Source organism: Streptococcus parasanguinis (assembly GCF_023109675.1).
GTDB classification, from domain to species: Bacteria; Bacillota; Bacilli; order Lactobacillales; family Streptococcaceae; genus Streptococcus; species Streptococcus parasanguinis_I.
This window is the reverse complement of record NZ_JALDUR010000024.1, coordinates 1-10,697: the sequence shown is the minus strand read 5'-3', so window position 1 is coordinate 10,697 and position 10,697 is coordinate 1. Positions and strand designations below refer to the sequence as shown.

Here is a 10,697-nt window from a genome sequence, read left to right as displayed (position 1 = left end):
ATACAAAAAGAGAAGACCTATCAGGTCCTCTCTAGATGTTAGCTTTTCGTCACCCACTACAGTTGACAAAGAACCACTTTTTCTATTCTTCTTACTGGCCTTCTTCTTTCATGCCATGCAATTTCAAGGCCTTGACCAAGGCATCTGCCTTCATGTTTTTCAAATCATTGAGACCAGCATCTTTGAAGTAAGAAATTTCTTCTAGAGACTTGGCATCAATTTGGTTGAGGTCAATCACACTGGTTGAGAGCAATTTTTTCTCTGGGGTGACTGTGTATTCCAAGCTAAAACCAGGAACGGTTTTTAACTTCTTGTAGTCTTCATTTTGCTCCAACAAAGCTTGAATGGCTGCTGTGAGCTCTTCAGGTGACTTCTCTGCTGCGATGGTCCCAAGTTGTTGGGGCAGATCGGCCGTCACTTCGATGCGAAGGTTTTCAACCTTATCTCCCTTAGACTTGATGATATCCCGGTGTTTTGTTCCATTGATATCTCCTACTAAGGTTGTGGTTTTTTCTTCATTTTTTACTTCTTTTTTAACAGAGGAACTGCTAGATGAGCTAGCGGTTGTAGTTTTCTTCGTTTGGGATTGCGAACAACCAGTCAATACCAAAATGGCTAGCCCAAGGGTTACAAAAAATTTCTTCATTTTTATAACTCTCCTTTCACATACTGATACCAGTATAACATATCGCGTCTTTCTTGTCTAAAAACTCCACTGCTCAAACCATTTCCCCCTCATTTCAAGCTTTTCCATTTGAATAAAAATCTGATGAATGTGAGACTTTTTGCAGAAACTCCTTTTTCTCACGAATAAAGCCTCAGTGGAGGGTTCACTTCAGTCTCAATCCCTCTGAATCACGCTGATTTCATAGGGAATCTCCTCGTTTTTCTATATACAAAAAAAGGTTCCGAAAGGAACCTTCTGTTCAATTATTCTACACTAAACAAGTATGGGTAGACGGGTTGGCCACCTTGGTGGATTTCCACTTCTACATCCTCATACTTCTCAGCAAGGGCTTGGGCCAATTCATTTGCCAACTCCTCACTGCCGTCTTCACCGACATAGATGGTCACAATTTCACTATCTTCGTCCAACATATGAGCGAATGTTTCTTCCAAGGTTTCCATCATATCTGGATTTGAAACAACGATTTTGCCATCGACCATTCCAAGATTATCATTTTCATGGATTTCAAGCCCATCAATAGTGGTATCACGAACCGCTGTCGTCACACTACCAGACACAACATCGCCCAATGAAGCGCTCATGCGTTCGTAGTTTTCTTCGATTGATTTGCTTTCATCAAAGGCAAGAAGACTAGTCAATCCTTGAGGAATGGTCTTGGTCTCAACAACTGCTGCAGGTTGCTCAATCACTTCTGCTGCAGATTGAGCAGCCATCAAGATATTTTTGTTGTTTGGCAAGATAATGATGTTGCGCGCATTCAACTCTTCAACTGCTTTGACAAAGTCTTCTGTTGATGGGTTCATAGTTTGACCACCAGAGATGATGTAATCAACTCCTTGCGCTTTAAAGATATCAGCCAATCCGTCACCAGCAACTACTGCGATGATGGCATATTCTTTTTCTTCAACTGGTTTGGCTTGGCGCTCTTCTTTTTCAACTTGCGCTTCGTGTTGGTTGCGCATGTTGTCGACTTTGACCTTGACCAAGCTTCCGTACTTAAGACCTTCTTGCATGACAAGACCTGGATCTTCTGTATGGACGTGAACTTTGACAATCTCATCGTCATTCACCACCAATAGGGAATCCCCAAGGTTGTTCAAATAGTTACGGAATTCATCGTAATCGAAGTCTTTGACATAGGTTGGACCTTGTTTCAAAGCGACCATGATTTCTGTACAGTAACCAAACTTGATGTCTTCAGTTGCGACATGGCCAGCAACTGACTTGTGGTGTTCTGCATTGATCATTTCTGACATGGTTGCAGGTGTTGCTTGGAACTCTTCAGAAGCGATGAATTCACCTGTCAAGGCTGACAAGAATCCTTCATAGATGAAGACCAACCCTTGACCACCAGAGTCTACCACGCCAACTTCTTTCAAGACTGGCAACATATCTGGAGTCTTCGCAAGAGCAGTTTTAGCTCCTTCAAGAGCGGCACGCATAACTTCTACTGCATCGTTGGTAGATTCTGCTTTTTTCTTAGCCCCGATGGCTGCTCCACGAGAAACCGTCAAAATGGTTCCTTCAACCGGCTTCATAACGGCTTTATAAGCAACTTCTACCCCAGATTGGAAGGCTGCTGCAAGTGCTGCTCCATCCAATTCTTCTTTGTCTTTGACACTTTGAGAAAATCCGCGGAACAATTGAGAAGTGATGACTCCTGAGTTCCCACGCGCACCCATCAAGAGACCTTTAGCAAAGATTCCTGCTGCTTCTCCAACAGTTGATGCAGAACGGTCAGATACTTCTTTGGCCCCATTTTCGATGGTCATTCCCATATTAGTCCCTGTATCTCCATCTGGTACAGGAAAGACGTTCAAAGAGTTTACATATTCCGCTTGTTTATTTAAGCGCGTAGCCCCCGCTTGAACCATTTCTTGAAATAAACTTGTAGTAATATTAGCCACGATTATTCTCCCACAATCTTGATATTTTGAATATAGACATTCACAGTATCCGTAGTGATTCCAAGTTGATTTTCCAAACTAAATTTCACACGTTCTTGAATATTTTTTGAGACTTCGCTAATCTTTGTTCCATAGCTCAAAACAGTGTAAACATCAACTGCGATAGTTCCTGCTTCCGTTGTTTTGACAACAACACCTTTAGAGAAGTTTTCTTTCCCTAGGAGGGCTTGGAAATTATCTTTGATCGCATTTTTGCTGGCCATTCCAACCACACCGAAGATCTCAGTAGCGGCACCGCCTACAACAGTTGCGATAACCTCATCAGTCAATTCAATTTGACCGTCCTTTGTATTGATTTTTACTGTCATAATTTCTACCTCAAAAGTATTTTATATTCTATTTTACCATAAAAGAGGTCAACTGTAAAAGGGTAGGGACTATTCTTCTCCCGCTGTGACAGCTGTCTCTAGAGAAAAAGAAAAGAACCTCTATGAGGTTCTGTACTCTTTATTAAACGCGTTCTACTTTACCAGATTTCAATGCACGAGCTGAAGCCCAAACTTTTTTAGGTTTACCATCGATAAGGACAGTTACTTTTTGAAGGTTTGGTTTTACGGCACGTTTTGTTTGGTTCATAGCGTGTGAACGGTTGTTACCTGATACAGTCTTACGACCTGTGAAATAACATACTTTAGCCATTTCTGTGTTTCCTCCTATTAGATCTAATATAACGGATGTGCTAGCACCACATACCGTACTATATTACCAAAAAAAATCTCTCTTGGCAAGCTTTTGGCCAAAGTTTTTCATTTCCGACTTAAGAAAACGAATTCGCTCCGACATAGATAATTTCCAGATTTCCTAAGGAAACATCGCCCGTAATGTAGAAATCCTTGCTTGTCAGAGCACTTGGATTTTCCTGATGCTGGATAGCCGAAAGGGAATTATCCACATGAACATGGACACGCCAATCACTTGGTACATAGAGACTCAAACTTCCAAGGGAAACATCGACAACAAACTGGGCTGACGGACCTTCGATGCGGCAATTGTCAAAATAAACCGAAGCTTCTCCCATACTCACATCTGCACTTCCGTGGGTAAAGTGTTGGTCATTGAGATATTTTGTCACTGTTGAAAAAGTGACATCGATGTCATTGCCATCCGACTTACTCATGGACCCAGCAGAATAGGAAGCTAGGCGGGCTTTTGTTTTCTTAGAGGGTTTAAACAAAATGTTGAGCCCAATCACAGCGAGAATTGAGGAAAGGATGACAACTGAATTTGAAACTGGGAGGAAATGGTATTGCCCATTGAGACAAAAGAGGGCTAAAAGTCCATAGATGAAGCCCCAACCAAAATGGCGTTTTAAGAAACTAGAGAGGGATAGGACTGCAAGCAAGGTAACCCAAGCTAAGGTCCAGATGCTAATGTCCCATTTTACAAAATAGCCTTGTAAGAGGATTAAAGCTGCTAAAAGGATTAAGAATACTCCGATTAATTTTTTTCTCATGATATTACCTCATTTCATTTAGTCGTTCTTTTAAGAGTTGATAGTAGCGTCTGGATACGTGAACCTTCTTATGGGTCTGATAGAAATTGACCGTGCTGGTTCCTGAAAAAGACTTTTCTAGAGAATAGATCTGCTTTGCGTTGACAATGGTGGATTTGGAAATTCGACAAAAGGCGATGGGAAGCAGCTCCTCCAACTCATAGAGCTTTTGCTTGACCTCATAGGCCTCGTCCTTGGTGTGTCCAAAAATCTTCTCCCCGTCCGTCTCAAAAAAGAGGATCGATGCCACATCCAGAAAATATTCACTTCGATCCTTGTAAAAGGCCAAAGGAGCAACCTTTTGTTCTAGGATTCTCTCTTGCAGCTGGGTCAACTCCGGGGTCAAGCGCGGAGCTCGAATCAAGATCTCAGGCTCGTCCATAGATGAATCCAATTCGATTCTAACTTTCATAAAACTCCTTTCCCAACGTTTTGATAGTACCATTATAACAGCTGTTGAAAACAAAACAAGGCCTTTTCAGTAAGTGGCACGTTTTCCCCATCAAGAGGTAGTTTTTGAGAAGTAAAGAGGCTGGGACAAAAGTCCTAGCCTCTCAATTGTCTTTGGATTGTCGGGAAAGACGCAGTGGTTGAGTGGGCTCTACTACGCTGATTTCATCAGCTGTTACAGCCCTACTCAACTGTGCGGAGGTGGGACGACGAAATCGAATTCTAACGAATGACCGATTTCTGTCCCACTCTCTTTCTTTATTTGTTGCTATTCTTATCCGGTAAAAGAAAACTAAGACCCACGCAAGCAAGGACACCCGTTGTGATCACTAAGCCATTTGAAACCGGCAAGAGATCGTAGATCGCGTTTGCAATCATCAGAGCAATTAAAGCACAGATGACACTTGCCTTGTAGTCCTGTTTCATCAGATTTTCAAGAGTAAAGAAAGCAAATAAGAGAACGGGGAATAAAGGCCAGATATTCACATCAAGCTTTGGAAAGCCAACCATTCCCATTGTAACAACCGCAAGAGCTGCCAGAATAAATCCAAGTCCAAGTAGTTTTTTCATCATCGTATACCTCGTTTTCAATAGTTGGAAGGGGGCCTTCCTTTGATGATTCTATGATAGCAGAGAGCCCCTATGGAGACAAGGACTTTTGACTAAGTGGTCAAAAATGGCGCCTATGCGGTCAAAAAAAGAGCGAGACAGAACGAATCGGTTATCACCATCATTCGTCGTCTCGCTCCTTCAAAGCCGTTTCTTCCTATGCCGATTGCAGGGATCGAACCTGTGACCTACGCGTTACGAGTGCGTTGCTCTACCAACTGAGCTAAATCGGCGATTACTTTCTTAGTATAGCACTCTGAGAATAGATGTCAAGAAATTTTCATCTCCATTAGAAAAAGCCTTTCCTGAGATAAGGCTTTGAGATTCTTCCTTTTACGAACCCGCACTTTCGTAGGCATCCAATCCCCTGTCCCAAAGTTTGAGGGAAATAACAAAGAAAACAAGGGAAATCAGAATCAAACCACCAATATTAAAGAGTCCATCCTTGTCCTGCAAGAAATAGCTGGCAGGATAGTAGGCCGTAAAGGCGAAAGGTACAATAAAGCTAATTAACCAACGAAGGAGCGAATTGTAAATAGAAATAGGATACTTGGCGAAATCATTGAACATATAAAAAATGTAAATCATGGCACCTGACTGCTTGGTCCAAAAAGCGATGCTGGCTGTAGCAATTTTTAAAGAAGTGTAAATCAAGGTAGCAAATGGAATACAAACTAGGAAAAGCAGGAATTTTGGAAGAGTCCAAGCAATGCTTGATACTGTTGTTCCTAATAGAATACCACCGACCAAAAGTTCACCCAAGGCATCAATCTGAAAGGTCTCAACGAGGATGTGAAAGAGAGGATTGATAGGACGAGTCAGATACTTGTCAAACTCCCCTTTTCGAACTAGCCGTTGACCTAAAGCCCAGAGATTGTCAAAAAAGAGATGATCTAATCCCTTTGGAATTAAGGAAAATCCATAGATAAAGGCAATCTCTTGAAAGGTCCAACCTTCTAGCGAGGGGATGTGTTGAAAGATAACATTGAGAAACAAGAGGTTTAGGCCTTGAGTCAGAAAGACTCCCAACACACCTACCACAAAATCCACCTTGTATTCCATGATTTGCTTGATGTATTGTCTGATAAAAATCAGATGCATGCGTTGATATTTTTTCATACTAACCTCCCTGAATGGTGATAAATGACTGGACTCGTTTCCAAATCAACTGAGACAAGCCCACCATCACTATAAGCCAGAAAAACTGCAACGCGAGTGCTTGAAGAATCTGACTGGCATCGTATTTCCCAACAATAATCATGACCGGAGTGTAAATCAAGGATGAAAATGGCAATAAGGAGAGAATATCTGAAATCACCTTTGGAAAAAATGTTAAGGGAATCAAACTGCCAGACATAAAGGCCACTATTGAAGTCTTAAGTAGATTAGAACCCCATAAATTTTTAAATACAAAGGCTGAAAATCCAAAGCAGATATTAAAGAAAAAGTTAATCAGATAAGCCAGAGTTAAGCTAAAGAGATAAAGGACAGTTAATCCCAGCACTTCTACAATACCTTGCCCAGATAAGATTTTCATCAAAACCATGACACTTAAAAATGGCAGTCCAACAGAGATAAAAATCAACCACTTGGAGCCAAGTTCGGTGAAAAGGTAAGAGGCCGCAAAATGCACTGGTCTCAGCAAACGCATGATAATGGAGCCATCCTTAACCTCATCACCAATCATAAAGGAAGAATCCGACCTAGTCAGAAGATTAGTCACAAAACTCATGATGATGTAGAGAGTGATATCTGCCATACTGAAGCCCTGAATCAAAGGCTCCTGGGAGGAGTCAAAGACAGCCTTCCAGAGATAGAATGCGACAAAAGCCCCCATGACATCACCAATCCGATAGAGAATAAAGTTGACTCGATAGCTAATCAACTCCTGAATCCCTGCATTGATAAAGGGTTTATAACGTCTCCACAATTTGACCATCTTAGAGCTCCTTTCGATAGAAGCGACGGATAATATCTTCAATATCCGTATCTACCATCTTCAAATCACGGACTTCAAAATCAGATAAGGTTTGCTTGATAATATCGGCCGACTGGTAGCGGGAACTATCGAATTCAATATTGAGAGTATTTCCTTGTCTATCAATGGACATATCAGGCAAGCCCTCATAATGAGAGACTAGATGATTTTGACCTGGTGTCAGGTCAAAGGAGAGAGTCTTCATCTTTCCAAAGGTCTCCTTGAGCTGGCTAACCGTTCCATCAAAAATCTCTTGCCCCTTATCAATCATAAAAATCCGATCACAGAGTTGCTCAATATCACTCAAATCATGAGTAGTCAAGAGAATAGTTGTCTCTTCCTCCTGATTAATCTGGGTAATGGCCCGACGAATGTTGTCCTTGACAGACACATCCAAACCAATAGTCGGTTCATCTAAAAAGAGAACTTTTGGATTGTGAAGCAAGGAAGCCGCAATATCCGCCCGCATCCGTTGACCTAGTGAAAGAGTCCGCACAGGATCCTTGATAAATTCCTTCAAATCCAAAACTTCATTCAAAAAGTCCATGCGCTTATGGAAAAGCGAGTCCGGTACATCATAGATCTCTTTCAAAACCGTGTAGGTCTCTTGCAGAGCCAAATCCCACCATAACTGGGTGCGTTGTCCGAAAACGACTCCAATATCCTTGACATAATCTTGGCGATTATCCTGGGGAATCTTGCCGTTAATCCGACAAAAGCCAGATGTGGGCTTCAAAATTCCTGTCAGCATTTTGATGGTGGTTGACTTCCCAGCACCATTTGCCCCGATAAATCCTAAAATCTGCCCTTTTGGAACTTCAAAAGTTAAATCCTTGACCGCTTCAAAGGTCTGCTTTTCAGGATGAATAAAGGAGCGCAAGGCTCCCTTTAACCCCGGCTCCTTAACTGTCTTCACAAAATTTTTCCGAAGATGTTGCACTTCTATCATTGCCATATCTATCTCCCTATCGTAAGAAGCAACATTGTATTTTTGACTACAAATATTCTAAATCCTTACTTTCTACACTTACTCAATATTATTACAGAAGGCTTTATACCAACCTATTATAATCCAATAAAAAAAGGAATGCAAGCGTTTGCTTATAGATTATGAAATTAGAAATTTCTCTCTTGAAATAATGCTTTTGAGTCAGAAATTCTGGTTTAATAGTTTCCTTAAAACACCAAAAAACCTGCCCTTAGGGGCAGGCTTATTGTTAAGAAAAAGAATTTTTTTAATCGAGAAAATTAACGATTCTACTGTTAATCCTTCAGCATTTAATTATTATCATCAGTCTCAATGGATTTTTAAGCCCTCAATTATTCTCTAAAAATTTTTTAATACGAGAAACAATAGCATCGCTTTGATAATGATAGAGGTCGTGAGGCGCATCCATATAGTCGACTTGAACATTAGACTGGTCGCTTGCAAATCTCTCTGCATAACGTTGCCACTCTGATTGGCTAAAGGTCGTGCCTTCACCGTTAGAAACCAGGAGTAAGGCTGGAATTTTCGGATTAATGCTAGATGGAACTTTCTTGGCATTTTCCTTTGCCAAACGGGATTCATGAAGCATGGCTTGTGACATCAACTGCTTATATGCTAGTAATTTATATTGTTGTCGTTCAGTTTCAGTCAGAGTTGGATTTTTTATATAAAAGGACTCAGGGAAATAGCGTAATAAGCCAATCTTACTGCTCCAATAAGCCACAGTAAGCAAGGCCTGATTATCCTTTAAATCTTCATAACTCGCTGGCAAGGCCCAATCCAGACCAATCAAAGCCTTCACTTCATTTGGATATTTCTCTTGCCAAGCAAGACTCTCTAAACTAGCCATAGAATGCGAAATAATCACATAAGGACCTGAAACATGAGCTTGCGCCAAAGCTTGACGGGTCTCAGAAAGGACCTCCATCACATCTCTTGAACGATCACTATCTTCACTAAAACCATATCCTGCTCGCTCCACGACAACAACTTTGTATTTTTTGGATAGGGAATCTGATAGATTCTTAAAGTCTAAAATAGGAGAGGCGATACCTGCACCGGAAAGAAAAACGATTGTTTCAGATCCTTCTCCTTTAACAGAGACATTCATTCGATGTCCATTGACTGTAACTTGTTTACCAATGGGTGTTAGAAGCTTACTTTCATTTCGTAAACTAAATTGATGAAAAACAAATGTAGCACCTAAAAAGAGCAGGAGAAAGCTACAAACGATCCAGCTAAACTGTTTAAATTTTTTCATAGGCATATTGTACAAAAATTAAATCCCGGAAGCAACTTTTCCCATACAAAAAAACAAGATCCACACGGGACCTTGCTTTCCTGTTTTCAATTAAGCTTTGCCTTCTGAACCGAATACGTCGATACGTTCTTCAACAGCTGCTGTAATTGCTTCGAAACCTGGTTTCAAGAATTTACGTGGGTCGAAGAGTTTCTTCTTATCGTATTCTGCTTCGTTTGCATCGTATTCACGTACGAATTGACGAGTAGCATTTGCAAATGCGATTTGGCATTCAGTGTTCACGTTAACTTTTGCAACACCAAGTTTGATAGCTGCTTGGATTTGATCGTCAGGGATACCTGATCCACCGTGCAATACGATTGGGAATCCTGGAACAGCTTCAGTCAATTTTTGCAAGTGGTCAAGGTGAAGACCTTTCCAGTTTGCTGGGTAAGGACCGTGGATGTTACCGATACCTGCAGCCAAGAAGTCGATTCCTGTAGCAACCATTGCTTTAGCGTCTTCGATTGGTGCCAATTCACCGTCACCGATGATACCGTCTTCTTCACCACCGATAGTACCAACTTCAGCTTCTACTGAGATACCTTTAGCATGAGCTTTTTCAACGACATCTTTCGCCAATTTAAGGTTTTCTTCAACTGGAAGGTGTGAACCGTCAAACATGATTGAAGTGTAACCAGCTTCGATACATTCAAGAGCATCGTCGTAGTGACCATGGTCAAGGTGAATAGCAACTGGTACAGTAATACCCATTGATTCTACAAGGTTTTCAATAAGGGCTTTACATACTTTGTAACCACCCATGTATTTAGCAGCACCCATAGAAGTTTGGATAAGTACTGGAGCTTTCTTAGCTTCTGCTGCACGCAAGATAGCTTGAGTCCACTCAAGGTTGTTTGTGTTAAATCCACCAACTGCATAACCATTGTCACGAGCTGCTTGGACAAATTTTTCTGCTGAAACGATTGCCATTTGTTATAGGCCTCCTATAAATTTTTGTGGGGTTAATCCCACTTACATTGTTTATTTTATCACTTTTTAGATGAAATTGCTAGCTTTTCCTGTGTCTTTAAGCACTTTCTTATGATAAATAGGGCAGAATCTCCTATCTCCTAAGGCTTTCATCCTAGCAAATAAGTAAAGGAAGCTGGGACAAAAGTCCTAGCCTCTCAATTATTTTTAGATTTTCGAGCAAGACGCAGTGGTTGAGTGGGCTCTACTACGCTGATTTCATCAGCTTTTACAGCCCTACTCAACTGTGCGG

The 10,697-nt window shown here is 41.2% G+C and carries 12 protein-coding genes and 1 tRNA gene; all 13 read right to left on the bottom strand.

Annotated elements, in window-relative coordinates; all coding sequences use genetic code 11:
* Positions 1 to 91: 91 nt before the first annotated feature.
* A complete protein-coding gene (locus M1G14_RS10665) occupies positions 92 to 646 on the bottom strand; it encodes an SP0191 family lipoprotein (RefSeq protein WP_023919327.1) in 555 nt (184 codons plus the stop codon).
* A gap of 284 nt (positions 647 to 930) precedes the next feature.
* Complete coding sequence (locus M1G14_RS10660) at positions 931 to 2,595, bottom strand: DAK2 domain-containing protein (protein ID WP_247926589.1); 1,665 nt, start codon at positions 2,593 to 2,595, stop codon at positions 931 to 933.
* 2 nt (positions 2,596 to 2,597) lie between these two features.
* Positions 2,598 to 2,963 carry an Asp23/Gls24 family envelope stress response protein gene (locus M1G14_RS10655; protein ID WP_003004393.1) on the bottom strand — a complete coding sequence of 122 codons (366 nt, stop codon included), beginning with the start codon at positions 2,961 to 2,963 and terminating at the stop codon, positions 2,598 to 2,600.
* Between the two features lie 142 nt (positions 2,964 to 3,105).
* Positions 3,106 to 3,294, bottom strand: coding sequence for a 50S ribosomal protein L28 (rpmB, locus tag M1G14_RS10650; protein WP_001140948.1), 189 nt, complete (start codon positions 3,292 to 3,294; stop codon positions 3,106 to 3,108).
* Positions 3,295 to 3,412: 118 nt separating this feature from the next.
* Entirely contained in the window at positions 3,413 to 4,108 is a 696-nt protein-coding gene (locus M1G14_RS10645; protein ID WP_045759126.1) for a LiaF transmembrane domain-containing protein, read from the bottom strand.
* 4 nt (positions 4,109 to 4,112) lie between these two features.
* Positions 4,113 to 4,559 carry a LytTR family DNA-binding domain-containing protein gene (locus M1G14_RS10640; protein ID WP_049483526.1) on the bottom strand — a complete coding sequence of 149 codons (447 nt, stop codon included), beginning with the start codon at positions 4,557 to 4,559 and terminating at the stop codon, positions 4,113 to 4,115.
* Between the two features lie 296 nt (positions 4,560 to 4,855).
* The gene (locus tag M1G14_RS10635; RefSeq protein ID WP_049483545.1) at positions 4,856 to 5,167 is read right to left on the bottom strand and encodes a hypothetical protein; all 312 of its coding nucleotides are present in this window, start codon (positions 5,165 to 5,167) and stop codon (positions 4,856 to 4,858) included.
* Positions 5,168 to 5,366: 199 nt separating this feature from the next.
* Positions 5,367 to 5,439: transfer RNA gene (locus tag M1G14_RS10630), tRNA-Thr, on the bottom strand.
* A 100-nt stretch (positions 5,440 to 5,539) separates the two neighbouring features.
* Positions 5,540 to 6,325 carry an ABC transporter permease gene (locus M1G14_RS10625; protein WP_049522770.1) on the bottom strand — a complete coding sequence of 262 codons (786 nt, stop codon included), beginning with the start codon at positions 6,323 to 6,325 and terminating at the stop codon, positions 5,540 to 5,542.
* A 1-nt stretch (position 6,326) separates the two neighbouring features.
* Complete coding sequence (locus M1G14_RS10620) at positions 6,327 to 7,145, bottom strand: ABC transporter permease (RefSeq protein WP_049483520.1); 819 nt, start codon at positions 7,143 to 7,145, stop codon at positions 6,327 to 6,329.
* A gap of 1 nt (position 7,146) precedes the next feature.
* Positions 7,147 to 8,139 (bottom strand): ABC transporter ATP-binding protein, encoded by a 993-nt coding sequence (locus M1G14_RS10615; protein ID WP_013904684.1) that lies wholly within the window; start codon positions 8,137 to 8,139, stop codon positions 7,147 to 7,149.
* Between the two features lie 361 nt (positions 8,140 to 8,500).
* Entirely contained in the window at positions 8,501 to 9,439 is a 939-nt protein-coding gene (locus M1G14_RS10610) for an alpha/beta fold hydrolase (protein ID WP_049522769.1), read from the bottom strand.
* An 84-nt stretch (positions 9,440 to 9,523) separates the two neighbouring features.
* Positions 9,524 to 10,405 (bottom strand): class II fructose-bisphosphate aldolase, encoded by an 882-nt coding sequence (locus M1G14_RS10605; protein ID WP_003004573.1) that lies wholly within the window; start codon positions 10,403 to 10,405, stop codon positions 9,524 to 9,526.
* Positions 10,406 to 10,697 lie beyond the last annotated feature (292 nt).

Excerpts from the sequence above, each read along its gene's own strand:
- M1G14_RS10665 (WP_023919327.1), bottom strand. The coding sequence starts at position 646 with ATGAAGAAATTTTTTGTAACCCTTGGGCTAGCCATTTTGGTATTGACT.
- M1G14_RS10655 (WP_003004393.1), bottom strand. The coding sequence starts at position 2,963 with ATGACAGTAAAAATCAATACAAAGGACGGTCAAATTGAATTGACTGAT.
- rpmB (WP_001140948.1), bottom strand. The coding sequence starts at position 3,294 with ATGGCTAAAGTATGTTATTTCACAGGTCGTAAGACTGTATCAGGTAAC.
- M1G14_RS10645 (WP_045759126.1), bottom strand. The coding sequence starts at position 4,108 with ATGAGAAAAAAATTAATCGGAGTATTCTTAATCCTTTTAGCAGCTTTA.
- M1G14_RS10640 (WP_049483526.1), bottom strand. The coding sequence starts at position 4,559 with ATGAAAGTTAGAATCGAATTGGATTCATCTATGGACGAGCCTGAGATC.
- M1G14_RS10635 (WP_049483545.1), bottom strand. The coding sequence starts at position 5,167 with ATGAAAAAACTACTTGGACTTGGATTTATTCTGGCAGCTCTTGCGGTT.
- M1G14_RS10625 (WP_049522770.1), bottom strand. The coding sequence starts at position 6,325 with ATGAAAAAATATCAACGCATGCATCTGATTTTTATCAGACAATACATC.
- M1G14_RS10620 (WP_049483520.1), bottom strand. The coding sequence starts at position 7,145 with ATGGTCAAATTGTGGAGACGTTATAAACCCTTTATCAATGCAGGGATT.
- M1G14_RS10615 (WP_013904684.1), bottom strand. The coding sequence starts at position 8,139 with ATGGCAATGATAGAAGTGCAACATCTTCGGAAAAATTTTGTGAAGACA.
- M1G14_RS10610 (WP_049522769.1), bottom strand. The coding sequence starts at position 9,439 with ATGCCTATGAAAAAATTTAAACAGTTTAGCTGGATCGTTTGTAGCTTT.
- M1G14_RS10605 (WP_003004573.1), bottom strand. The coding sequence starts at position 10,405 with ATGGCAATCGTTTCAGCAGAAAAATTTGTCCAAGCAGCTCGTGACAAT.